The organism is Micromonospora zhanjiangensis (assembly GCF_042650605.1).
Classification (GTDB): domain Bacteria; phylum Actinomycetota; class Actinomycetes; order Mycobacteriales; family Micromonosporaceae; genus Micromonospora_J; species Micromonospora_J zhanjiangensis.
Window position 1 is genome coordinate 160,545 of sequence record NZ_JBHSBN010000008.1, and the last position, 22,217, is coordinate 182,761.

Sequence of the window (22,217 nt, forward strand, 5' to 3'; positions counted from 1 at the left end):
CGCACCGTCCGGCCCGGGCCGGTCCGTTGCAGCCGTCGCGGCGTTCGGCCCGGGTCGTTCACCGGTGACGCGGCGGAGCCACCGGTGTCAGGCGGTGCCCGACGGGCTGTACGAGTCTGTGACGCGTTTCCCGATCATCGGACTTCTTCCGGTCGTGCAGATCATTGCTGATCCGTACGCTACGACCGGTAACCGCCGCCGATGCCCATCCCGGTAAGCACTTGATCATAAATTGAGGATCGCGCCCACGACTGTCAATTGTGGACACGCTGGGTGTTCGCCGCATCGGCGCCGCTCGGAGCGGGACCGCCTCCGTCGGGTGATGGCACCGTGTCCGGGAACGGTCAGTCGGTGTGCTTCCAGTAGTCGCGCTGCGGCAGCCGTACCCAGCGGTCCGGGGTGTGGCCGAACGGACGCGGGTCGGTGGGCCGCAGGTCCGCGTAGGCGCAGCAGTAGGCGATGGCCTTGTGCCGGTGGAGGTAGGTGCGCAGGATGTCGTCCGCCGGGTCGCCGGCGGCCGACCAGCCGCCACCGGGATGCAGGTCCCAGCCGTCGAACCGGCCGTCCCGGCAGATGCTGCCCTGGTTGCCGCTCTTCGGGTTGGCGTACATCGCGTAGCAGACCGTGCCGGCCGACAACAGCTGGGACACCACGGGGGTGGACGCCCCGTACGCCCAGGGTTGGCACACCACGCAACCGCCCGGGACGTCGGTGACGCCGACCGTCAGCAGGGCCGCGTCGCTCAACGAGTCGTCCTCGAAGTGCTCGCCCACCGCCTCCGGGTCGTCGTACTCCAGGGTCGTCGCCCCGAGCCGGCGCACCGCCTCGGCCGCGTCGACGCCGCTCACGCAGCACAGGCTGAGCCCCTCGTAGTGGAGGTCACCGAGCACGCCGACCAGCCGGCGGGCTTCGGCCGCGGCGGCCACCTCGGCGGGCGACAGCCCCTGACCGTCGGGCGGGGTGGGGAAGAGGTCCGGGGTCGGGCCGGCCAGGCTCAGTCGACCGGGTGACCAGCCGGCCATCATCGGCCGCCACGGGTCCGCGCCGGCCGCGACCAGCACCCGGGCGGTGTCCGGCTTGCCGGCCTGGACGGCGACCCACAACGCGGTGCGGCCGTCGTACTCGACGTCGATGTTGTCGACCCGAGCCGCCAGCTCCGCGACCACCTCGGCGGAGCCCCACTCGGCCGCCGCGTGCAGCGGACGCACGGTCGGGGAGTTCGGATCGGCGCCGGCCGCGAGCCGGGCCCGCACCTCAGCCGGATCCGACCAGATCCACAAGCTCCACCGGTCCCACCCGCCGTCGTCGACCATGCCCGACCCTCCCGTGCCGCTGCCGATGATCTGCCGAGGCTATCGACAGCCACCGACACGCTCCGCCGGTCAGCCGCGGTGCCTTCGGTAGTGGCGGGCCACCCGGGCCCGGTTGCCGCAGGTGTCGGGGGAACACCAGCGGCGGTTCGGGTGCGCGGGCAGGAACAGCAGGCGGCAGTTCGCGCCCGCGCAGCCGCGGACCCGGGTCACGGCCGGGTCGCCGAGTAGGTCCGCGGCGGCCTGCGCCAGCTCCGCGTACAGGTCGCGGCGCGCGTCGCCGCTGCGGGCCACCGCGACTGTCACGGCCGCACCGGTCCAGCGCATCCGGGGGTACGCGGGCGCGGCGCGCAGCGCCTCGTTGAGTGCTTCCAGTGCCGGCCGTGGCGGGGCGGCACCCTGCTGGCCGAAACCGGTACCGAAGGCTGCGACGACGCCTGCTGCGCGGGAACGAGGAATTGGGGTCAGAGCTGATCGTCCACGTTGAGTGACGGTGCAGTTGCTGCTGGCGTCAGAATCGGAACCGCAGGATACGGCTGGACCGTCTGAATCCCGGCAGCAGGTTCATGAGGCGGTACAGGCGGCGGACACCCGCGGGGGCCTTGGCCATCAGCACCGGCGAGTCGTTCATCGGTGCCTCGTCGACGTATTCGAGCCGCGGGTGCCAATCGGCCAGCGCGGCTGGATCATCGAAGCCGCAGTGGAACTGTGCGTTGTACCTGCGCCCGAGCGGATCCCACTTCGAGGCGCGGCACGCCGAAACCGAAACCGTGTCGAAGAGCAGCTGACCGGTGGGGAAGGCATCGACGACGCTGGTCAGCAGCAGCCGGGCGTCCGCCGCTGTCAGGTAGGGCACCAACCCTTCGGCGATCACCAGCACCGGCCGGCCACGGGGAACACTCTCCAACCAGGTGAGATCGGTGACGTCGGAGCCGATCAAGGTGCAGTGCCCGCGCGGCGGCAGGAACTGCCGCCGCAGCTCTATCACGGGCGGATGGTCCAGGTCGTACCAGTCCACCGTGGTGGGCGGATCGATCCGGTACACCCGGGCGTCGAGGCCGCAGCCCAGGTTCAGCACGACCGCCTCGCGGTGGTCGGCGAGGAAGCCTCGGACCCAGTCGTCGAGCGCCTTGGCGCGCACCACGGCGGCGAGGCCCACCTGACTGGCGCCGAATCTGCCCCTGTCGTAGCCGGGGTCGAGGCGGCGCATCGTCTGCTCGGCGTATGCGTCGCCGAGGATCGGGGCCGGCAGCCGGTTGTCCAGTGCCTTGGCCTTGAGAACGGGGCTGAGAGTCTTCTGAACCCCAACGAGTTCCACGTCGCCAAACGATACCGTGAGGACCACGTCTGTCGATGTGCTCGCTCGCTGCGCTATTCAGGCGCCGGAGTGGGCGGCGGCAGTGGTCGCGCGGGGACGGGCGTGGAGACCACGATGGAGGTGGTCGTCTGCCCGAGGAGGAGGAACCGGTCGAGGATTTCCTCGAGTTCACCGATGGAAGGCGCGTGAACCTTGAGGAGGAAACAGTCCTCTCCGGTGACCCGATAGCACTCGACCACCTGTTCCGTTTCCTGCGCGGCCCGAGCGATCTTGGGTAGTTGGCCGGGGCCGGGCCGGATGCGTACCAAGGCGGTTACCGGCATGCCGAGCGCGGCGGGATCGATGTCTACCCGATACCCGGCGATCACGCCGGCGGTTTCCAGCCGCTGTACCCGCTCCGTGACCGCCGGCGCGGACATGCCGACGCGGCGGGCCAGCTCCGACATCGACAGGCGCGGGTCGGCCTGCAATTCGGACAAAATGCGCACGTTGACGGTATCTAGAAGCTTGATCTGGCTATTCAAGGAACTAGGGCCTTCTGGCCTTGAATCTCTAGGCAAGTCGCGTCTTCCTCCTTAATTTTGCCCTTCACGGTCCGCTTCGCGCTTTGGAAGATACTCGCGTGAAAGATGTGGCGGTGGCGGGCGGCGAGCGAACCTCGCCCACGCCTGCGTCCGGTCGTGCGGCCGGGCTGGTGGCGCCGGCGTGCATCGCGGTCAGCGCCGTCTTCCACTACCTCGGCCCGGCGTTCGCCGTGCTGCTGTTCGCCCGGTTGGATGTGTTCGGGGTCGCCTGGCTCAGGATCGCCAGCGCGGCCCTGGTGTTCGCGGTATGGCGACGTCCATGGCGACTGTGGCGACGGTTGACCACCCGGCAACGCCGGGTCCTGCTGGCGCTGGGCGTGGTGCTGGCGGCGATGAACACGACGTTCTACCTGGCAATCGCCCGGTTACCACTGGCCACGGTCGGCTCGATCGAGTTCCTCGGGGTTGTCGTCCTGGCCGCCGCCGGGGTGAGAAGCCTGCGTAACACACTCGCGGTCGGGCTCGCCGTGGCCGGCGTGGTCACGCTCACTGACATCCGGCTGGCGGGCACACCACTCGGCTTCGGGTTCGCCTTCGTGAACTGCGCGCTGTTCATGCTCTACCTGATCCTCGGCCACCGGGTCGCCAACACCGCACCACGCGACGGCTCCCGATGGGAGGGCGTCGACCAACTCGGTGCCGCCATGCTGATCGCGGCGGTCGTGACCACGCCGCTGTGCCTGTCCGGCGCGGCGCCGGCCTTCCGCCACCCCGGCTGGCTGATGGCCGGTGTCGCGGTCGGCGTCTGCTCCTCGGTCATTCCGTACGTGACCGACCAACTTGCCATGGCCCGGCTTCGCCGGGCGACCTTCGCATTGATGCTGAGCATCTTGCCGGCCTCCGCGACGGTCATCGGTCTGCTCGTTCTCGCCCAACCGCCGACGGTGCCCGATTTGCTCGGAGTGGCGCTGGTGACGATGGCGGTTGCGATCCACCAACGTCCGTCCATGGTGACCGATCGGAAGGAATCAGAATGCGCTACGTCCGGCTCGGCTCGTCCGGCCTGAAGGTTTCCCGCATCGGCCTGGGCATGATGAGCTTCGGTGATCCCGCCGCCGAGCCGTGGTTTCTGTCCGAGGACGCCGCCGAGCCGATCGTCCGGCACGCCGTCGACGCCGGCGTGACCTTTTTCGACACCGCCGACATGTACTCCGGCGGGGTGAGCGAGCAGCTCACCGGGCGGCTGCTCGGCAAGCTCTTTCCTCGCCGCGGCGATTACGTGCTCGCTACCAAGCTCTTCTACCCGATGGGGTCGGGGCCCAACGACCGCGGCCTGTCCCGCAAACACATCATGGATTCCGTCGACGCCTCGCTACGGCGGCTGGGCACCGACTACATCGACCTGTACCAGATTCACCGGTGGGACTCCGAGACACCGATCGAGGAGACTATGGCGGCGCTGCACGATGTCGTCCGTGCCGGCAAGGTGCGTTACCTCGGCGCGTCCCTGATGTACGCGTGGCAGTTCGCGAAGGCCCAGTACACCGCGCAGGCAGGCGGTTGGACCCGGTTCGTGTCGATGCAGACGCGCTACAACCTCGCCTACCGCGAGGAGGAACGGGAGATGCTGCCGCTCTGCGCCGATCAGGGCGTCGGCGTCCTGCCGTACAGCCCGCTCGCCCGGGGGTTGCTCGTCGGTGGCCGTCGCGACACACCTCGCGCGACCGCCGAGCGGGCCGACGGATCGCAGCGTGTTGACGACAACGACGCCGACATCATCGACGCGCTGCGCACCGTCGCGGCCGGACACACCCGACCACCCGCCCAGGTCGCGCTGGCCTGGCTGCTGGGCAAAACGCCGGTCAGCGCGCCGATCGTCGGCGTGACCAAGCCCCACCACCTCGACGACGCTCTGGCCGCCGTGGAGCTGACCCTCAGTGACGAGGAGATGGCCAGGCTGGAAGCCCCGTACCGCCCCCGCGCACCGTACGGCTACTCGTAGTCGACGACCGCTGAGGCGACCTGGACGAGCAAGATCGTCGGCACTGGCGTCAGAATCGGAACCGCTGGACCGGCTGGATCCAGGCAGCAGGTACATGCGCCGGGTAACACAGTGACCTGGGACGTTGATCCGATACCGGCGAGGTGCGATGTTGGGAATGTTTGGGCTCGACCAACATTGCCAACAGGGGGTCCGATGGCTGTGACTCAAATTGATCTCGACGAGGAAGCCCTCGCCGAGACAATGCGATTGTCAGGTGCGAATAGCAAGAAGGAAGCGGTCAACCTCGCACTACGCGAGTACGCGACCCGCCATCGCCGTATCGCGGCGCTTGATCATTATTCGGCTGTCGCCCAGGGCTGGGACTTCGAGGGTTGGCAGGAGATGCATGCGGCAGGCAAGGCGCCGGCTGCGTGATGCGGTACCTGGCCGATTCGTCGGCACTCTGGCGTCTGCTACGAGACCTGGCCGTGGGGACGGCTTGAGCCGGGGCGCATCGAGCGCCTTCCTGTGTGGATCCGATGATCTGTGCCTGCGCAGCCATCCGCGGAGACATGGTGAGAAGGCGTGCCTGATCCAGGTTCTTGCAAGCCGCACTAGAAGGCTCGGCAACCCTTTGCTGTCACCATGTGCAATCCTTTGCCTACTCCTTGACGCCATCCATGCCCGCCCTCAGGATGGCCAAGTCGCAACATCCCGCAACCGGCAGGACAGGGAGTGGCCATGCGCCTAACGTTGATCGGCAAGGATCCGGAGTCGAACCCGACCGGCTCGCCCACCGTGTACCGCACCGACCGGGAGAGTTGGGTGGTGCAAGGGTGGGTGGTCTCGGACCCGGCGGTGTTGGCGCAGATGAGAATTCCGGAGGGTGAGTCGTGCGTGGAGATCCCAGACCGGATGCTCCAGTTCTTCAGGCAGGGGGATCGTGACCTCGATCAGTGAGGCAGAGTTCGAGCGGCTGTTGGTGAGCTTCGAGCGCGACGCCATCCACCTGGAGACACGCGATGCCTATGGCACTGCGGTCGAGTTGCCGCACATGGCCAAGTGGGCTGTGGGCGAGCCGGATGACCTGGCGTGGCTGGCAGGCTGGTGCGAGAGCCTGCGCGAGCACGTCAAGGCGGGCCGGTCGGTGCGCCGGGCGCGCATCGTCTCTGAGCCACTGAGCGACTATCAGCGCTGGTCGTACAGCATTGCGCAGCCCATGGTGGACGCTGGTGAGGACATCCGCTGGGTGCCACGCCGGTTGGTGTCGTCGCTGGCGCTCCCAGGGAACGACTACTACCTGTTCGACGACCGCTTGGCGGTCTTCCTCATCTACGCCGGCCACGGCCTGGCGGTGGACCGGGTGGCCTCCACCGATCCACACGACCTGCGGTTATGCCGGTCCGCCTTTGAATCCGTATGGCGGTTGGCCATCCCGCACCGTGACTACCAACCCGTCTAGCGCCGCCCGCCAGGGCCAAGAGGCACTCGGCGTTCGCCTCCGTGAGCTGCGCAAGGAGGCGGGGCTTACGGGGCGGGCGCTGGCGGCCTTGACCGGGCAGCACTTCACCCGGGTCAGCAAGATCGAACACGGTGTTCAGCCGCCCACCGACAACGACATCCGCGCCTGGTGCCAAGCCTGCAACGCCGAAGACCAAATCGCGGATCTGACCGCCACGCTGCGAACGGTGGAGTCGGCTTACCTGGAGTTCCGGCGGCAGAGCCGGGCGGGCATGAAGCGGGTGCTCGGCGCGCACACTCTAGCCCTGTACGAGCAGACGTCGGTGTTCCGGATCTACGAGCACAACGTCATCCCCGGGCTGTTCCAGACCGCCGACTACACGGCTGCGATGCTGTCGTTCTGGATCGACTTCCTGGAGACACCGAACGACGTGGACGAGGCCGTGGCGGTGCGGATGGAGCGTCAGCAGGTGCTCTACCAGCGCGGTAAGCGGTTCGTGGTGGTTTTGGAAGAGCAGGTGCTGCGTACCTGGTTCGGGGACGCCACCACCCAGGCCGGGCAGCTGGACCGACTGCTCGCAGTGATGTCACTGCCGAACGTCTCGGTGGGCATCATCCCCATGATGACCGAACGCCCGGCAGTGGCGTCCACCGGCTTTTGGATCTTTGACAACCTGCTGGTCGCGCTGGAGACCCCCACGGCGAGCATCGAGGTCACCCGGCCACACGAGATCGAGTTGTACGCCGGGATGTTCGATCGCCTCCAGGTCTCGGCCGTGTACGGCCCCGAGGCGCGAGCATTGATCGGCCATACCATCGAACAGTTGGGTTAGCGTCGCAACAGTTCGCAACATCATGGACTCCGCTGGCGGTCCGCTCATACCGTCATTGCGGAACTTCGGTAGGACGGACGCCAGCGCCAAAGACGGGGTCGGTTGCCGGGTTCCCCTCAGGCTGTCGGACGGCCCGCGGCAACGGGTTCGTCCGGCAGCCACCCGCAAGCAGGCGAAGGGTGACTCGTGATGACGCTCGGTGCTTTGATCAGCGCGGTACTACTGGGATTCCTGGCAGGACTGTTCAGCTTCAAGGTCAAAGAGCGATGGTGCCCGGAGTGTGGCGCATCCACGCTGCCAAGGGCTCCCCGGCTGACACCGAACCTCTTCCGCTGGCGGCGTCGGTGACTCCCTGGTGGCCCACGGACTGAGGGACTAATCCTTCTCCGCGACGTAGACGCCTCGTCCGGGTTGGCCGAGGACCAGGTCGCGGTCGTGCAGGAGTGAGACGGCCCGGTACGCCGTCGTCACGCTCACGCCGTACTGGTCGGCGAGCTTGCTGGTGCTCGGCAGCTTCGCCCCGGGGGCGAGTTCGCCGCTCTTGATCTGCGCGGTGATTTCGTCCGCGATCCGGCGAAAGTCCGGCTTGCTTGAGGGCATGGCGGTATCCCCTTGGTTCGGCTCTCCCATCTGATCACAACCGAACCTGCGTCAGCAAGTGGCGTAGAAAAATCGCGTGTCGCGGGTTTACCAGCGTCACCATCTGACGTAGGTTTGCTCGTGGCTGACCCCTTGGTTCGGCAAACCGGTGGCTAGCCCCGTCAGGGCGACGCGGATCCCGTCGCCCTGACGGTTCCTCATGAGCTGGGGCGGGGCGGTCGGGAGGAACGGACCTCGGCCGCCCTGCCCTTCCACAAGGGAGCACGCATGGCCCGGATCCGCTACGACGAATACCTGACCGCCACCGCGATGACATTCGCCCGCCGACACCGACCAGTGTGGTCATGGACCAAATGGCGCCGCGTCTGCCGCTGCGGAGCAGAACTGCCCTGCCGCGCACGACACCGGATCCCCATCAACCGAGGGCACTGGCCCTCATGAACCCGCAGACCGGCGACGTGGTCAGAATCGGCGCGGCAGCGAGCGTGCAGTTCGGCGGCGACCGTGCCCTGCTGATGCGCGTGACCAGCGTGGATCCGAAGCCGACCTACCACGGCTGGATCTGGCTCACCGGATACGTGCTCGACCACACCGGCGAAGCCATCAACAAGCGAGAAGTATTCGTGCAGGTGGCTGGCCTGCACTACGTACACCGGGCACCCGCCCGACCGGTTCGCCCCACCCGACCGCCGGCCCCGCGCCAATCGGCCCCGCGCCGACCTGCACCCGACGCGGTCGGTAGCCACCTCGAACCTGAGCCAAGACCACAGCGAAAGGCACCTGCCACCCGCGGTACACCTGCACCCCGCCCCCAGGTCGGCGCACCGCGGGTTACCCGCAAGTGGCCGAAGAACCTGCCACTGCTGGAACCGTAGGATCGGACCCGGCCAAGCCGTGCGTGGCGTCGAGGCACGCTGGTCAACCGCTGGTCACGGTGGGTCCGGCCGATCTTGCAAGCTGACCGTAAAGCTGTTTCTCCTCATGAATACGTGTGCGCCCGGCAGGATTCGAACCTGCGGCCTTGGGATTAGAAGTCCCCTGCTCTATCCGCTGAGCTACGGGCGCCGGCGTGGTGCGCCAGAAGGGTACCCGGGTGACCGAACGGCCAGTACAGGTCGTCCGGCCGAACGGGGATGACTGTCCGGCCAGCACATACTAGGTTTTCAGACGTGCAGGTGACGAGCACCCGGTTTCTCCCCGTCCTGGTCTCGATCCTCGACGAGCAACTCGAAGATGATCATCTTCTGGAGGAGTTCGTCGATGACATCGCGGTCGGGTACTCGTTCGGGCCTCCGTACGGGGAACGGCTGGTCACCTGGACGGACATGGACGAGTTGGGGTTCAGTCGGCGGGCCGTGCGGCGCATCGCCCTGGACAACCTCAGCCACGCGATGGTCCGGCTGCGGATCCACGGTCAGCCGCCGGCGCTGATGCTCTCCTTCGACGGCCTGGAGTCCAGCGCGCTGCTGGTCGACGAGTTCTGGTACGAGTTGGAGGACTCGGTGCCCGGCGAGCTGATCGTCGGGGTGCCGGCCCGGGACGTGGTGATCGTCACCGGGAGCGAGTCCCGGCCCGGCCTGGCCAAGGCCCGGCGGGCGGTCGACCGGGTCTTCTTCGCCGGCGACGATCACCTGCTCAGCCGGGATCTGCTGGTGTGGCGGGACGGGAAGTGGCAGACGCTGCGTCCGCCGGCGCCGACCCCGGCGCCGACCGGCCAGCCGTACCGGCCGCCGACCCAGCGCCGGGCGGAGCCGGAACAGGCCCGCCGGGAATACTGACCTCGGCACCGTCCGGGGATTCCCGCAACACCCGATCCCGTACGACGAAAGCGTCCACCCAGCGGCCGACCTCGGTGAACACCTGCCCGCGTACGGCCGGGCCGGACAGCGTCAGGTCGTGCATGCCGCCGTCGAAGCGGACCAGGGTGACGTGCCGGCCGAGCCGGGGCGCCCAGCGGACCATGTGTTCCACGTCGAGCACCGCGTCGGCCAGCGCGGCCGAGTCGTGCCAGCTACTGCCCCGGAAGCTGCGGGACGAGCAGGCCAGCAGCACCGGCACCGGGATCTCCAGCCCGGCCCGCAGCCGCGCCTGCGCCCGCCGGATCGCCGCCAGCCAGCCCACCCGGACCGGGAAGCCGCCCAGAGGCTTCCAGGTGAGGTCGAAGTGCCACTCGCCCCGGTGGTCGGCGTGCAGGCTCTGCCCGTACACGGGATTGAGCCCGAGCGGGACGATCCGGTACGGCGAGACGGGCCCCAGCCGGGACACTGCCGCCGCCAGTGGCCGGCGGACGAACCAGGGCGCGTTGAAGTCGAAGAACGGGCTGTTCAGGAAGAGGCCGTCGACGATGCCGTCGGCGCGCCGGTCGTGCGCCCAGAGTGCGGCGATCAGGCCGCCGGTGGAGTGGCCGTTGACCAGCAGGGTGTGGTTGCCGTCGGCGCGAATGATCTCCGCGGCGGCGTCCAGTTCCGGGTGGTAGTCGCTCAGGTCGCGGCAGAAGTTCGGGGTCTGGTGCGGCAGCAGGCTGCGGCCGTACTTGCGCAGGTCAATGGCGTAGAAGTCCCAGCCCCGGTCGACGAAGAAGCCGGCCAGGTGGGTCTGGAAGAAGTAGTCGACGTACCCGTGCACGTAGAGCACGGCGCGGCCGGTCGGCCGCTCGGCCCGACGGCGGACCAGGGTGGCCACGACCGGGCCCTCGTCGTCCCGGCCGAGGTCGATCGTCTGGCATTCGTACGGCTCACCCAGCACATCCGGATCCACGATCCGACGCTACCGCGCCATACCACGGTTGTGCTTGATCAGGGCGTTTTCCACAGTCGGTCGGGTTGTCCACAGCCCGGCCCGCCGGGGCTGGTGGCGGGCCCGGGCGGGGTCCAGGCTGGGCGGCGAGTCGACTCGGACCGTAGGCCGTGGAACACCTGGAGAGAAGATGTTCGATACGCACGTGACCGTGGTAGGTAACGTCCTGACCGCGCCGGAGTGGCGGCGCACGACGCAGAGCGGCACGCTGGTGGCCAACTTCAAGGTCGCATCGACGGCCCGTCGACTCGACCGGGACAACAACCGCTGGGTGGACGGCAATTCGCTGCGCGTCCGCGTGAACTGCTGGCGCAAGCTGGCCGAGGGGGTCGCCTCCTCGGTGATGGTGGGCGACCCGATAGTGGTGGTCGGCCGGCTCTACACCCGGGACTGGACCGACGACGCGGGTAACCACCGCACCCTGTACGAGTTGGAGGCCGTCGCCGTCGGGCACGACCTGTCCCGGGGTCGGGGCAAGTTCGCCCGTAACCGTCCGACGCTGGCGACCAGTGCGGTCGAGGACGCCGAGGCCGAGGCCCGGGTGCGCGGCGAGGTCGCCGAGGCGGTGGCCGACGAGGACGCGCCGGCCCGGCGGGGCGACCTGCCGTTCGACGACGACGCCGACTTCGACGAGATCGGCGGCCTGCCGATGGAGAGCTACGCCGGTCTGCGGTCGGAGAGCTTCGTCGGCTTCCGCGCCGACGACGCCGACGGTTTCCGGGGCGGCGACGCGTCCCGGGGCGGCAACGCCGAGGATTTCCCGGGTGGCGACATCGACGGCTCCCGGGCCGGAGGGTTCGGCGACCTGCCGGTGACCGGGTCGGGCTGGTCATCGGCGCGCGGCCACCAGCCGATGTCCGCCCCGGCCACGCCGTCGTCGACCGACTCGCCGGACGGTGACTCCGGTGCCGGGACGCGCGGCGGCGCCGAGCCGGTGGAGGGCAAGGGGTGGGACGGCGGGCAACCGGCGGCCGGCCAGGCCGGCGACGGCTCGGCCGCGTCGGACGGCGTGCCATCGGGGGCCGGCCGAGCCGGCGGGCCGGCTGCGGCGGAGGGTGCGGAGCCGGTCGCCGGCTCGGCCGGTGACGGGTCGCCCGCGCCGGAGGGCGTCGAGCCGGTGGCCGGGACGACCGGTCGGGGTCGCCGGGGGCGGGGCCGCGTGCCGGTGCCGAGCTGACCGTCCGGCCGGCGGGCCGCGTCGGGCCGTCGGCCGACACACTCCGCCCCGGACGATCGGGCCGGTCACCGTTCTCCTCACGGGTGGCCGGTCCGGGGGCACCGTCCGGTCGGCGGGCACCGATCCCGCGGCAGGGTCGGTGCGGCGGTGGAGGAACGGGAGCGTGCCCACCGCCCCGATCCTCCACCGCGTCCGGCCCGTAAGGTTCCAGCACTGAACCCTTTCAACCTGAAACCGCGCGGCGCGCAAGCGCCGCCTTCGACCTTGGCGGCGACGGTCCGTAGGGGGAGGTCGAAAAAGGTTCACTGGAGGTGATCGGTATGCGAGCCGGGATCAGGCGCGCGCCGGGCCCGGTCGGGTCCCGGGTCCCGGCCGGCGCGACGGCCACGGCGGTCGGGCTGCTCGCCGGTTACGCGTTGGACGCGCTGCTCGGCGACCCGCGCCGGTTCCATCCGGTCGCCGGTTTCGGCCGGGCCGCGGGCGCCCTGGAGCGTCGGCTGTACCGGGACCGCCGCTCGGCGGGCATGGCCCATGCCGCGCTCGCCGTCGGGCTGCCGGTGCTGGCCGGCGCCGCAGCCCAGGCCGTCACCCGGCACCGGCCGTTGGCCCGTACGGCGCTGGTGGCCGCGGCCACCTGGACCGTGCTGGGCGGGCGGACCCTGCGCCGGGAGGCCGGCACCATGGCAACGGCGCTGCGCCGGGGTGACGTACCGGCCGCCCGCCGCCGGCTCGGGCACCTGTGCGGGCGGGACCCGTCGACGCTGGACGAGTCCGAGCTGGCCCGGGCCACCGTCGAGTCGGTCGCCGAGAACACCTCCGACGCGGTCGTCGCGCCGCTGCTCTGGGGCGCCGTGGCCGGGCTGCCCGGCCTGCTCGGCTACCGCGCGGCCAACACGCTCGACGCCATGGTGGGCCACCGTTCGGCCCGGTACGCCCGGTTCGGCACCCCGGCGGCCCGGCTCGACGACCTGCTCAACCTCGTGCCGTCCCGGTTGACCGGGTTGCTCACCGTCGCGGCGGCCCCGCTGGCGCACGGCGATCGGGGCCGGGCCCTGCGGGTGTGGCGGCGCGACCGGCACGACCACCCGAGCCCCAACGCCGGGCAGTGCGAGGCCGCGATGGCCGGTGCGTTGGACGTCCGGCTCGGTGGGCGCAACGTGTACTTCGGGCGGTCCGAGGTGCGGCCGTACCTGGGTGACGGTCCACGGCCCGAGCATCGGCACATCCGCCGGGCCGCCCGGCTGTCCGGCGCGGTCGGCCTCGGCGCGCTGGCCGTGGCGAGCCTGGCGGCGCTCGCCGTACCGGCCGCGTTCCGAGCCGCCCGGGCCGCGGCGGGTTCGCGGGGCGGGCGGTGAGCGGCGGTGGGCTGCTCGTCGCCGGGACCACCTCGGACGCCGGCAAGAGCGTGGTCACCGCTGGCATCTGCCGGTGGCTGTACCGGCGCGGGGTCACGGTGGCGCCGTTCAAGGCGCAGAACATGTCCAACAACTCGGCGGTGGTGATCGGTCCGGACGGGCGCGGCGGCGAGATCGGGCGCGCCCAGGCGATGCAGGCGGCCGCCTGCGGGGTGGCGCCGGACCTACGGTTCAATCCGGTGCTGCTCAAGCCGGGCAGTGACCTGTCCAGCCAGGTGGTGCTGCTCGGCGAGGCGGTCGCCGACCTCACCGCCGGCAACTACCGCGAGCTGCGGCCCCGGCTGGCCCGCACCGCGTACGACGCGCTGGCCGAGCTGCGCGAGCGGTACGACGTGGTGATCTGCGAGGGCGCCGGCAGTCCCGCCGAGATCAACCTGAGGGACACCGACTACGTCAACCTCGGGCTGGCCCGGCAGGCGGGGTTACCCACGATCGTGGTGGGCGACATCGACCGGGGTGGCGTCTTCGCGTCGATGTTCGGCACCGTCGCCCTGCTCGACGCGGCCGACCAGGCCCTGGTCGCCGGATTCGTGATCAACAAGTTCCGGGGTGACCGGAAACTGCTGCGACCGGGGCTGGACATGCTGGCCGCCGTCACCGGTCGACCGACGTACGGGGTGCTGCCCTGGCACCTGGACCTCTGGCTGGACGCCGAGGACTCGCTCGCCTACGGCCGGGTGCTCGGCCGACCCACCCCGCCCCGGGGCACCGAGTGGCTGGACGTGGCCGTGGTGCGGCTGCCCCGGATCTCCAACGCCACCGACGTCGAGGCACTCGCCACCGAGCCCGGCGTCCGGGTCCGGCTGACCGTGGAGCCGGCCGAGATCGCGGACGCCGACCTGGTCGTGCTGCCCGGTTCGAAGTCCACGGTGGAGGATCTGGCCTGGTTGCGCCGGTCGGGCCTGGCCGACGCGGTGCGCGCGCACGTGCGGCACGGTCGGCCGCTGCTCGGGATCTGCGGCGGGTTCCAGATGCTCGGCAGGGCCGTGCACGACGAGGTGGAGAGCGGACGCGGCACGGTCGACGGGCTCGGCCTGCTGCCGATCGAGATCACCTTCGACCGGCGCAAGACGGTGACCCGGTCACACGGTACGGCGATCGCCCACGGGTCGGTCCCGGTCACCGGCTACGAGATCCACCACGGGTACGTCTCGGCGGCCGAACCGGGCCTGTCGCCCCTGCTGACGTACGCCGACGGGCGGCCCGAGGGCGCGGTGCTGGGCCCGGTCTCCGGCACCCACTGGCACGGCGCGTTCGAGGGCGACGAGTTCCGCCGCCGGTTCCTCGCCGAGGCGGCGCGGGTCGCGGGCCGTGCCGGCTTCCGGGTCGCCCCGGACACGTCCTTCGCCGACGTCCGTGAACGCACCCTGGACCTGCTCGGCGACCTGGTCGAGGAGCACCTCGACACCGTCGCACTGTGGCGGTTGATCGAGTCCGGCCCACCCGCCGACCTGCCGTTCGTACCGCCGGGCGCACCGCCAGCACCCAAGAGCGCGACGGGCTGAACCGACTGTGACGTCAGGTACGCACGTCGGCGGGGCCGGCGTTCAGCGGCAGGCCGACCGCCTGCCACGCCTCGACCCCGCCGATCATGTCGGTGGTCCGCCAGAGGCCGACCAGCCGCAGGGTGGCCACCGCGAGACTGGAGCTGTAGCCCTGCCGGCAGACCACCACCACCTCCATGTCGTAGCTGGTCGCCTCGGGGATCCGCCACTCCGAGCCCGGGTCGAGCCGCCACTCCAGGACGGTCCGGTCGATGACGATCGCCCCGGGCAACTCGCCCTGCTCCCGGCGCTGCGCCTCGGTCCGGGTGTCGATGATCAGTGCCCCGCGCCGGGACGCGGCCACCGTCTCCTCCGGGGTCAGCCGCCGCACACCGCTGCGGGCCTGTTCCAGCAGGGCGTCTATTCCGGGGGCAACGACTTCGGTCACCCGTCGATTGTGTCGGGCACCGCAAGCCCGGGACCGGTATTGAGAATTTGTCGAGCTATCGCGTGACGCCGGCCGACCTTCCGGCTGCGCCGGGCCGACAATCGTTCCGCCGGGATACTGACGGACGTGCGGAAACTCGTGATGACCGGTTGCCTGCCCGACGGCGGGACACCCCCGGCCGGGTCAAGGGGTGGCGGGTCGGGTCGGCACCCGGGCGGGGAACGTCGATGACGGGCCGGGCCGAGACGTACGCCGAACTGGCCCGGCGGATCCTCGCCGGGCCGGCGCGGCTCGGCGCGACCCGGCTGGTCGCCGTCGACGGGCCGAGCGGGGCCGGCAAGACGGTGTTCACCGGCCGGCTGGCCGGCGCGCTCGCGGCCGCGATCGGCACGCCGCCGCCGGTGGTGCGCACCGACGACCTGCTCGACGGCTGGTCCGACCAGTTCACCTTCTGGCCCCGGCTGGACGACTGGGTGCTGGCGCCGTTGCGGGCCGGCCGGCCCGGCCGCTACCGTCGGTACAGCTGGCTGCGGGGAGAGTTCACCCCGGCGTGGGTGCCGGTGCCGGCCGGCGCGGTGGTCCTGCTCGAAGGGGTCAGCGCGGCGCGGGCGGCGATCCGGCCCGAGCTGACCCTGGCCGTCTTCGTCACCGCGCCGGAACGGTTGCGGCTGGACCGGGCGTTGGCCCGCGACGGTGACCATCTGTTGCCGCACCTGCGCCGCTGGCGACGGGGGGAGGATGTCCACTTCGCCGCCGACCGGACCGCCGAACACGCGGACCTGGTGGTGGACGGCGCACCGGAGCTGAATCACGACCCGACCACCCGGTATGTCCGGGCAGGCGGCTCGGACGGCCCATTTACCTGACCCGCAGGTTAGGGCACGATCGGGCACGACGGACCGACCGGCGGCCCGGAGGGGGACGGCATGACGACATCCGACGAGGTCGCGGGCGCGGCGCCGGTCCGCCGGCGGGTGGTGCTGACCGGGATCAGTTCGCGGGCCTGGGAACACCCGGCGGACCGGGGCGCGCTCACCGCGCTGCGCGAGCTGCGCGGCTTCGACGACGTGGTCAAGGCGTTCTTCGGGATGTGGAACGAGCGGTCCTTCCGCCTCTCGGTGCTCGGCGCCGCCATCCGGGTCGACCACCGGCAGTATCCCCGGGTCTACCAGCGGCTCACCGAGGCGGCCAGCACGCTGGACCTGCCCGAACTGCCCGAGGTGTACGTCACCCAGTCGCCCTGGCTGAACGCCCAGGCGGTGGGTCTGGACCGGCCGTTCGTGGTGCTCGACTCGGCGTGCGTGCAACAGCTCGACGACGACGAACTGCGTACCCTGCTGGGCCACGAACTCGGTCACGTGTGCAGCGGGCACGCCGTCTACAAGACGATCCTGATGATCCTGACCCGGTGGGCGGCCAGCCTCAGTTGGCTGCCGGTCGGCGCGATCGCCCTCCGCGCGATCATCGCCGCGATGCTGGAGTGGTGGCGCAAGGCGGAGCTCTCCGCCGACCGGGCCGGCCTGCTGGCCGCCCAGGACCCGGCGGCCGCCACCCGGCTGCTGATGAAGATCGCCGGGGGTGGCGACCTCAGCCAGATCGACACGGCTGCCTTCCTGGACCAGGCGGCCGAGTACGAGAGCGGCGGTGACCTGCGGGACAGCCTGCACAAGGTCCGGCTGACCGCGTGGAGCACCCACCCGGTGCCGGTGGCCCGGGCCGCCGCGCTGCGGCAGTGGGTGGACTCGGGCGAGTACGGCCGGATCCTGGCGGGGGAGTACCCGCGCCGGGCGGACGACGCCGCCGCCTCGGTGACCGAGGACATCAAGGCCGCCGCCGAGGCGTACCGGGAGGAGTTCAGCCGGTCCCAGGATCCGCTGGTCGGGTTGCTGCGCAAGCTCGGCGACGGTGCCAGCGACCTCGGCGGGTGGGTCGGCGGTGGCGCCGGGCGGGCCCGGTCCTGGATGGGGGCGGCCGGCGAGGCCGCCGCCCGGGCCGCCGGCCGCGGCCGGTCGGCGGGCGGCCCGGACGATCGGACCGCCGGGGCGGCAAAGGGGCACCCGAACGGGGGTACGGCGGCGGATCGGTAAGCCCCGGCCTACGATCGCGCCCATGACCACACCGATCTTCACCGAGTCCGACCTGCGTGCGGCGATCGACCGTGAGCTGCCCGGGGTACGCGCCGACCTGGAGCGCCTCGTCCGGATTCCCGGCATCGCGTTCGACGGGTTCGACCACTCGCACGTGGAACGCTCCGCCGAGGCGGTCGCCGAACTGCTGCGCGACTGCTCGCTGGACGTCCGGATCGTCCGGTCCGGTGGCCAGCCCGCGGTGATCGGCACCCGGCCGGCCCCGCCCGGCGCGCCGACCGTGCTGCTCTACGCCCACCACGACGTGCAGCCGGTGGGCGACCTCGCGCTGTGGGAGAGCGACCCGTTCGAGCCGGTCGAGCGGAACGGTCGGCTCTACGGTCGCGGCGCGGCCGACGACAAGGCCGGGATCATGGCGCACGTCGCCGCGCTGCGGGCGTTCGGTGACGCGCTGCCGGTCGGCGTGGTGCTGTTCATCGAGGGCGAGGAGGAGTACGGCTCGGACTCGCTGGAGCAGCTGCTGAGCGAGCACCGGGACGTGCTCGCGGCGGACGTCATGGTGATCGCCGACTCGGGCAACTGGGACGTGGGCGTCCCGGCCCTGACCACCTCGCTGCGCGGTCTGGTCAACTGCTTCGTCGAGGTGCGCACCGGTTCGCACGCCGTGCACAGCGGGATGTTCGGCGGTGCGGTGCCGGACGCGCTCACCGCGCTGTCCCGGCTGATCGCCACCCTGCACGACGAGGCCGGTGACGTGGCCGTCGCGGGCCTGGTCAGCGACGGCGGTACGACCGTCGACTACCCCGAGGACCGGTTGCGGCAGGAGGCCGGCATGGTGGACGGGGTGTCCCTGATCGGCACCGGCCGGCTCACCGAGCGGATCTGGCTCAAGCCGACGATGTCCGTACTCGGCATCGACGCCCCGCCGACGACGGGCGCGCCGAACGCCCTGGTCCCGGTGGCCAAGGCCAAGCTGAGCATGCGGTTGCCCGCCGGACAGGACCCCAAGCGGGCGTACGCGGCGCTGGTCGAGCACCTGGAGAAGAACGCGCCGTGGGGCGCCCGGGTGACCGTGACCTTCGAGCACGACGGAAACCCGATCTCGATCGACGCGACCGGCCCGATGTTCGACGCCGCGCGGGACGCGTTCCGGACCGCCTGGGACGGGGTCGACCCGGTCGACATGGGCGTGGGTGGCTCGATCCCGTTCATCGCCACCTTCCAGGAGATGTTCCCCGACGCCGCGATCCTGGTGACCGGCGTGGAGGACCCGGACTCCCGGGCGCACGGGCCGAACGAAAGCCTGCACCTGGGCGAGTTCGCCCGGGTCTGCCTCGCCGAGGCGCTGCTGCTGGCCAAGGTCGCCGAGGCGGGTGCCGAACCGGCCCGGTGACCAGCGTGAACGGTTTCAGGATGCCGTCCTACGGATCGGACGATAAGTACACGCGGGCCCTCTTCGTACGATAGAATTTCGAACATGAGTACGAATGAGGCCATCGTGCGGCTCGACGCCGCTGTCAGTGCTCTGGGGGACCTCGACGTCTCCGCGTGGTCCGACGACACGCTCAAGGATCAACTCGGCGAGCTGTCGGCCGTGCTGTGTGCCCTCGACGCCGTGCTGTCCCGGGTGGCCGACGGCGTCCGCGCCCGCGGTCTGCGCATCGAGGAGCCGGCCGCGGCCTGACCGGTCCGGTTGTCGGTGGTGGCTGCCAGGATGGGGACGTGCGGTTCCTCGACCTGGCGGCCACCTCCGCCGCCGTCACCGCGACCTCCGGCCGGCGCGCCAAGGTCGACCTGCTCGCCGCCGCGCTGCGCGGCCTCGACCCCGACGAGATCCCGATCGGGGCCGCCTACCTGGCCGGTGAGCTGCGCCAGCGGCAGACCGGCGTGGGCTACGCCGGCCTGCGTGACCTGCCCCCGCCGGCCGACCGGCCGACCCTGACCGTCGGCGGGGTCGACGCGGCCGTCGCCGAGATCGCCGCCGTCGCCGGGGCCGGCTCGCAGGCCCGCCGGCGTGACCTGCTCGGCGCGCTGTTCGCCGCCGCCACCGCCGACGAGCAGCGGATGCTGACCGGCCTGTTCAGCGGCGAGTTGCGGCAGGGCGCGCAGGCCGGACTGCTCGCCGACGCGATCGCCCGGGCCGCCGAGGTGCCGTTGCCGGTGGTCCGCCGGGCCCTGCTGCTCAGCGGGGACCTGAAGACGGTGGCCGAGGCCGCGCTCACCGGTGGTGCGCCGGCGTTGGCCGGGTTCGCGTTGCGGGTCGGCCGGCCGCTCGCCCCGATGCTGGCCTCCAGCGCCGCCTCGGTCGACCAGGCGCTGGCGGCCACCGGCGTACCGGCGGTGGTGGACGTGAAACTGGACGGGATCCGGGTCCAGGTGCACCGTTCCGGCTCCGACATCGCGGTGTTCACCCGCAGCCTGGACGACATCACCGCCCGGCTCCCGGAGGTGGTGGACGCCGTCCGGACGCTGCCGGTCCGGGAGATCGTCCTGGACGGCGAGGTGATCGCGCTGGACGCGCGGGGCCGACCCCGACCGTTCCAGGAGACCGCGAGCCGGGCCGCCACCCGGGGCGCGCGTCGTCGGGTGGCTGCCGGCGACGCCTCGTTCACCCCGACGGCGGTGCCGATCGCCGACGGCGGGACGGTGCTCACGCCGTACTTCTTCGACCTGCTGCACCTCGACGGCAGCGACCTGCTCGACGCACCCGGGCGCGAGCGGTGGGCCGCGCTGGCCGGTGCGGTGGACGGTTCGCTGCTGGTCGGCCGGATCGAGGTGGACACCGTCGAGCAGGCCGCGGCGGCCTTCGCGGCGGCGGTCGACGCCGGCCAGGAGGGCGTGGTGGTCAAGTCGCCCGACGCGCCGTACGACGCCGGCCGGCGCGGCGCGGCCTGGGTCAAGGTCAAGCCCCGGCACACCCTGGACCTGGTGGTGCTCGCCGTGGAACGCGGCAGCGGCCGGCGCTCGGGCTGGCTGTCCAATCTGCACCTCGGCGCCCGCGACCCGCGCACCGGTGGGTTCGTGATGCTCGGCAAGACCTTCAAGGGCCTCACCGACGAGATGCTGCGCTGGCAGACCGAGCGGTTCCAGGAGTTGGCCGTCGACCGGGGCGACTGGGTGGTCCGGGTCCGCCCCGAGCAGGTGGTGGAGATCGCCTTCGACGGGGTGCAGACCAGCCCCCGCTACCCGGGCGGCGTCGCGCTGCGGTTCGCCCGGGTGATCCGCTACCGGGATGACAAGACCGCCGCCGAGGCGGACACCATCGACACCGTACGCTCCCTGCACGCCGGCCGGCCCGCCGACGCGGAAGGCTGAACCCGGGTCGACGGGTCGACGCGGCGACGCGGCGGCGCGGCAGTGCGACGGTGCGACGTCGACGGATCGGCGCGGCGGCGGGCGGTCAGTTGGTCGTCGCGGCCAGCGAGCGGGCGTAGTTGACCTGCTGGTGGATGTGCTGCACCTGCGGTTGCGCGGAGACCGGGATCCGGGCCACGTACTGCCGATTGCCGTTGGTCACGGTGACCTGCACGGTGCCCCGGTGGACGGTTTCCCGGGCCAGCAGGAAGAGCAGGCTGAACACGGTGAGGATGCAGAAGCCGGCGATCGCGCAGACGATGGCCCAGGTCGGGATCTTCTGCTCGGACTGCCAGTAGTCCTGCACGGTCCACTGCGCACCGGCCAGCGGGATGTCACCGGCCGGCGTACGGACCGCGGTGGAGGTCACCGCCAGCTCGCCGATCTGCACCAGGATCGGTCCCGCGGCGGCCCCCGGCGGTCCGGAGAACTGGCCGGGGACCGGCGCGGTGACCGGGCCGCCGGGGTAGCCGGTGGCGGCCGCCGGTGCGCCGGGGTAGGCGGGCGCGGGCGCCGGTCCGGCGGGATAGCCGGTGGCGGGTCCACTGGAATAGCCGGTGGTGGCTCCACCGGGATGGCCGGTGGTGGGGGCGGCGGGTCCGGGGTAGCCGGGCGTCGGGGTCGGCGCGCCGGGGTAGCCGGTGGCGGGCGCCGGTCCGGCGGGATAGCCCGACGTCGGCGCCGGTCCGGCCGAGTAGCCGGCGGCCGGGGCTGACACCGCCGGGCGGCCCGGGGTGGTCGGCGGTTCCGGCGGCAGGTAACCCGGTGCCGGGTACGTCGGCGCCGTCGGACCGGCCGGTGGGTACGGACCGACCTGCGGCGGCCGGTGCTGGGTGGGCACCGGCGGGGTCGACAGCGGCGGGGCGGAGAACTGCGAGGTCGCCCACGGGTCGGCCTGCTCCCGTTCGGACGGATCGACCGGCTCTCCGGCCGGCGCCGGAACGTCGGCGCTGTGGCTCCCGGCCGGGACCGGGACCCCACCAGCGCCGGCCGGGGTGGCTCCGCCGGGGTACGCCGGCGCGTCGGTGGTGAGCGAGGTGGCCCCGGTCGGCGACGACGTACCGGCAGCGGTCGAGGTGGTCGCGGTGGGGGACGGCGGTGCCGGGTCTGCGGGTTCCGAGGCGGTGGGCCGCTTGGCCGCGGCGGGTGTGCTGCTCGACCGGTCGGCGGGGGCGGGCCGGGGCTCACCGGTGGTCGGGTCGGGCCCGGCCGGCAACGGTCGGATCGGCTCCTCGCCTCGCTCGTCCATGACCGGAAACCTTAGTCGGCACGCGCCCCCTCAGCCCACCGCCCCGCACCCACCCGCCCCGCACCCACCCGCCCCGCACCCACCCGCCCCGCACCCACCCCAGGGGCCATCGCGGGGAGGCAGCAATGTCGGGGACTTTGCTGCTTCCCCGCGCCGACGATGCAACAAAATCCCCGA

General features: G+C 71.6%; 21 protein-coding genes, 1 tRNA gene and 2 pseudogenes. 15 read left to right on the top strand and 9 right to left on the bottom strand.

The annotated features are described in order from the left end of the window. Nucleotides 1–344: 344 nt before the first annotated feature. The 4 genes from ACFOX0_RS14515 to ACFOX0_RS14530 all read right to left on the bottom strand — a co-directional run bounded on the left by ACFOX0_RS14515 (nucleotide 345) and on the right by ACFOX0_RS14530 (nucleotide 3,152). Nucleotides 345–1,313, bottom strand: a complete 969-nt coding sequence (locus ACFOX0_RS14515; RefSeq protein WP_377545717.1) for an ankyrin repeat domain-containing protein — start codon at nucleotides 1,311–1,313, stop codon at nucleotides 345–347. Nucleotides 1,314–1,382: 69 nt separating this feature from the next. Beyond that, nucleotides 1,383–1,778 (bottom strand): CGNR zinc finger domain-containing protein, encoded by a 396-nt coding sequence (locus tag ACFOX0_RS14520; protein WP_377545934.1) that lies wholly within the window; start codon nucleotides 1,776–1,778, stop codon nucleotides 1,383–1,385. A 43-nt stretch (nucleotides 1,779–1,821) separates the two neighbouring features. Beyond that, entirely contained in the window at nucleotides 1,822–2,628 is an 807-nt protein-coding gene (locus ACFOX0_RS14525) for a class I SAM-dependent methyltransferase (RefSeq protein ID WP_377545719.1), read from the bottom strand. Between the two features lie 53 nt (nucleotides 2,629–2,681). Continuing rightward, nucleotides 2,682–3,152 carry an Lrp/AsnC family transcriptional regulator gene (locus ACFOX0_RS14530; protein ID WP_377545721.1) on the bottom strand — a complete coding sequence of 157 codons (471 nt, stop codon included), beginning with the start codon at nucleotides 3,150–3,152 and terminating at the stop codon, nucleotides 2,682–2,684. A 167-nt stretch (nucleotides 3,153–3,319) separates the two neighbouring features. On the opposite strand from ACFOX0_RS14530, the gene ACFOX0_RS14535 reads away from it, so the two are divergent. The 6 genes from ACFOX0_RS14535 to ACFOX0_RS14560 all read left to right on the top strand — a co-directional run bounded on the left by ACFOX0_RS14535 (nucleotide 3,320) and on the right by ACFOX0_RS14560 (nucleotide 7,430). Further along, complete coding sequence (locus ACFOX0_RS14535; RefSeq protein ID WP_377545936.1) at nucleotides 3,320–4,219, top strand: EamA family transporter; 900 nt, start codon at nucleotides 3,320–3,322, stop codon at nucleotides 4,217–4,219. After that, complete coding sequence (locus tag ACFOX0_RS14540) at nucleotides 4,186–5,154, top strand: aldo/keto reductase (protein WP_377545723.1); 969 nt, start codon at nucleotides 4,186–4,188, stop codon at nucleotides 5,152–5,154. Before ACFOX0_RS14535 ends, ACFOX0_RS14540 begins: the two co-directional genes overlap by 34 nt. A gap of 195 nt (nucleotides 5,155–5,349) precedes the next feature. Further along, nucleotides 5,350–5,571: a type II toxin-antitoxin system VapB family antitoxin gene (locus ACFOX0_RS14545; protein WP_377545725.1), complete on the top strand. Its 222-nt coding sequence runs from the start codon at nucleotides 5,350–5,352 to the stop codon at nucleotides 5,569–5,571. A gap of 306 nt (nucleotides 5,572–5,877) precedes the next feature. Next, complete coding sequence (locus tag ACFOX0_RS14550) at nucleotides 5,878–6,096, top strand: hypothetical protein (protein ID WP_101367898.1); 219 nt, start codon at nucleotides 5,878–5,880, stop codon at nucleotides 6,094–6,096. Further along, on the top strand, nucleotides 6,080–6,598 hold the full coding sequence (locus tag ACFOX0_RS14555; RefSeq protein ID WP_377545727.1) for a DUF6879 family protein: 519 nt from the start codon (nucleotides 6,080–6,082) through the stop codon (nucleotides 6,596–6,598). Before ACFOX0_RS14550 ends, ACFOX0_RS14555 begins: the two co-directional genes overlap by 17 nt. After that, complete coding sequence (locus tag ACFOX0_RS14560; RefSeq protein ID WP_377545729.1) at nucleotides 6,579–7,430, top strand: helix-turn-helix domain-containing protein; 852 nt, start codon at nucleotides 6,579–6,581, stop codon at nucleotides 7,428–7,430. Before ACFOX0_RS14555 ends, ACFOX0_RS14560 begins: the two co-directional genes overlap by 20 nt. 375 nt (nucleotides 7,431–7,805) lie before the next feature. Here the strand turns inward: ACFOX0_RS14560 and ACFOX0_RS14565 are convergent, their stop codons facing one another. After that, the gene (locus ACFOX0_RS14565; RefSeq protein WP_377545731.1) at nucleotides 7,806–8,030 is read right to left on the bottom strand and encodes a GntR family transcriptional regulator; all 225 of its coding nucleotides are present in this window, start codon (nucleotides 8,028–8,030) and stop codon (nucleotides 7,806–7,808) included. Nucleotides 8,031–8,467: 437 nt separating this feature from the next. Here ACFOX0_RS14565 and ACFOX0_RS14570 point away from each other — a divergent pair, with 437 nt between their 5' ends. Continuing rightward, nucleotides 8,468–8,905: a hypothetical protein gene (locus ACFOX0_RS14570; protein ID WP_377545733.1), complete on the top strand. Its 438-nt coding sequence runs from the start codon at nucleotides 8,468–8,470 to the stop codon at nucleotides 8,903–8,905. Nucleotides 8,906–9,022: 117 nt separating this feature from the next. Here ACFOX0_RS14570 and ACFOX0_RS14575 read toward each other — a convergent pair. Together ACFOX0_RS14575 and ACFOX0_RS14580 are read right to left on the bottom strand one after the other, a co-directional pair. Further along, nucleotides 9,023–9,095 (bottom strand) — tRNA-Arg (locus ACFOX0_RS14575). Nucleotides 9,096–9,665: 570 nt separating this feature from the next. After that, complete coding sequence (locus tag ACFOX0_RS14580) at nucleotides 9,666–10,787, bottom strand: alpha/beta hydrolase (RefSeq protein WP_377545735.1); 1,122 nt, start codon at nucleotides 10,785–10,787, stop codon at nucleotides 9,666–9,668. Nucleotides 10,788–10,956: 169 nt separating this feature from the next. Here ACFOX0_RS14580 and ssb point away from each other — a divergent pair. The 3 genes and pseudogenes from ssb to ACFOX0_RS14595 form a co-directional block, all read left to right on the top strand. Then, nucleotides 10,957–11,616: pseudogene (gene ssb, locus ACFOX0_RS14585) on the top strand (single-stranded DNA-binding protein); the annotation flags it as partial. A gap of 707 nt (nucleotides 11,617–12,323) precedes the next feature. Further along, nucleotides 12,324–13,384: pseudogene (locus tag ACFOX0_RS14590) on the top strand (cobalamin biosynthesis protein); the annotation flags it as partial. Then, nucleotides 13,370–14,923: a cobyric acid synthase gene (locus ACFOX0_RS14595; protein WP_377545938.1), complete on the top strand. Its 1,554-nt coding sequence runs from the start codon at nucleotides 13,370–13,372 to the stop codon at nucleotides 14,921–14,923. The pseudogene ACFOX0_RS14590 and the gene ACFOX0_RS14595, both read left to right, overlap by 15 nt. Before the next feature lie 13 nt (nucleotides 14,924–14,936). On the opposite strand, the gene ACFOX0_RS14600 is transcribed toward ACFOX0_RS14595, so the two are convergent. After that, entirely contained in the window at nucleotides 14,937–15,350 is a 414-nt protein-coding gene (locus tag ACFOX0_RS14600; protein WP_377545737.1) for a rhodanese-like domain-containing protein, read from the bottom strand. Nucleotides 15,351–15,577: 227 nt separating this feature from the next. Here ACFOX0_RS14600 and ACFOX0_RS14605 point away from each other — a divergent pair, with 227 nt between their 5' ends. The 5 genes from ACFOX0_RS14605 (at nucleotide 15,578) to ACFOX0_RS14625 (ending at nucleotide 20,752) form a co-directional block, all read left to right on the top strand. Then, complete coding sequence (locus ACFOX0_RS14605; protein ID WP_377545739.1) at nucleotides 15,578–16,216, top strand: uridine kinase family protein; 639 nt, start codon at nucleotides 15,578–15,580, stop codon at nucleotides 16,214–16,216. Nucleotides 16,217–16,276: 60 nt separating this feature from the next. After that, nucleotides 16,277–17,437, top strand: a complete 1,161-nt coding sequence (locus tag ACFOX0_RS14610) for a M48 family metallopeptidase (RefSeq protein ID WP_377545741.1) — start codon at nucleotides 16,277–16,279, stop codon at nucleotides 17,435–17,437. 22 nt (nucleotides 17,438–17,459) lie between these two features. Continuing rightward, entirely contained in the window at nucleotides 17,460–18,830 is a 1,371-nt protein-coding gene (locus ACFOX0_RS14615; RefSeq protein ID WP_377545743.1) for a dipeptidase, read from the top strand. A gap of 84 nt (nucleotides 18,831–18,914) precedes the next feature. After that, complete coding sequence (locus ACFOX0_RS14620) at nucleotides 18,915–19,121, top strand: hypothetical protein (RefSeq protein WP_377545745.1); 207 nt, start codon at nucleotides 18,915–18,917, stop codon at nucleotides 19,119–19,121. A 38-nt stretch (nucleotides 19,122–19,159) separates the two neighbouring features. Further along, the gene (locus tag ACFOX0_RS14625) at nucleotides 19,160–20,752 is read left to right on the top strand and encodes an ATP-dependent DNA ligase (RefSeq protein WP_377545747.1); all 1,593 of its coding nucleotides are present in this window, start codon (nucleotides 19,160–19,162) and stop codon (nucleotides 20,750–20,752) included. Nucleotides 20,753–20,837: 85 nt separating this feature from the next. On the opposite strand, the gene ACFOX0_RS14630 is transcribed toward ACFOX0_RS14625, so the two are convergent. Further along, nucleotides 20,838–22,040, bottom strand: coding sequence for a hypothetical protein (locus tag ACFOX0_RS14630; protein ID WP_377545749.1), 1,203 nt, complete (start codon nucleotides 22,038–22,040; stop codon nucleotides 20,838–20,840). Between the last annotated feature and the right edge of the window lie 177 nt (nucleotides 22,041–22,217).

What these genes read in the sequence shown, in the direction of transcription:
- ACFOX0_RS14545 (WP_377545725.1), top strand. Translation starts at nt 5,350, where the DNA reads ATGGCTGTGACTCAAATTGATCTCGACGAGGAAGCCCTCGCCGAGACA.
- ACFOX0_RS14570 (WP_377545733.1), top strand. Translation starts at nt 8,468, where the DNA reads ATGAACCCGCAGACCGGCGACGTGGTCAGAATCGGCGCGGCAGCGAGC.
- ACFOX0_RS14615 (WP_377545743.1), top strand. Translation starts at nt 17,460, where the DNA reads ATGACCACACCGATCTTCACCGAGTCCGACCTGCGTGCGGCGATCGAC.
- ACFOX0_RS14515 (WP_377545717.1), bottom strand. Translation starts at nt 1,313, where the DNA reads ATGGTCGACGACGGCGGGTGGGACCGGTGGAGCTTGTGGATCTGGTCG.
- ACFOX0_RS14610 (WP_377545741.1), top strand. Translation starts at nt 16,277, where the DNA reads ATGACGACATCCGACGAGGTCGCGGGCGCGGCGCCGGTCCGCCGGCGG.
- ACFOX0_RS14565 (WP_377545731.1), bottom strand. Translation starts at nt 8,030, where the DNA reads ATGCCCTCAAGCAAGCCGGACTTTCGCCGGATCGCGGACGAAATCACC.
- ACFOX0_RS14630 (WP_377545749.1), bottom strand. Translation starts at nt 22,040, where the DNA reads ATGGACGAGCGAGGCGAGGAGCCGATCCGACCGTTGCCGGCCGGGCCC.
- ACFOX0_RS14605 (WP_377545739.1), top strand. Translation starts at nt 15,578, where the DNA reads ATGACGGGCCGGGCCGAGACGTACGCCGAACTGGCCCGGCGGATCCTC.
- ACFOX0_RS14550 (WP_101367898.1), top strand. Translation starts at nt 5,878, where the DNA reads ATGCGCCTAACGTTGATCGGCAAGGATCCGGAGTCGAACCCGACCGGC.
- ACFOX0_RS14540 (WP_377545723.1), top strand. Translation starts at nt 4,186, where the DNA reads ATGCGCTACGTCCGGCTCGGCTCGTCCGGCCTGAAGGTTTCCCGCATC.
- ACFOX0_RS14620 (WP_377545745.1), top strand. Translation starts at nt 18,915, where the DNA reads ATGAGTACGAATGAGGCCATCGTGCGGCTCGACGCCGCTGTCAGTGCT.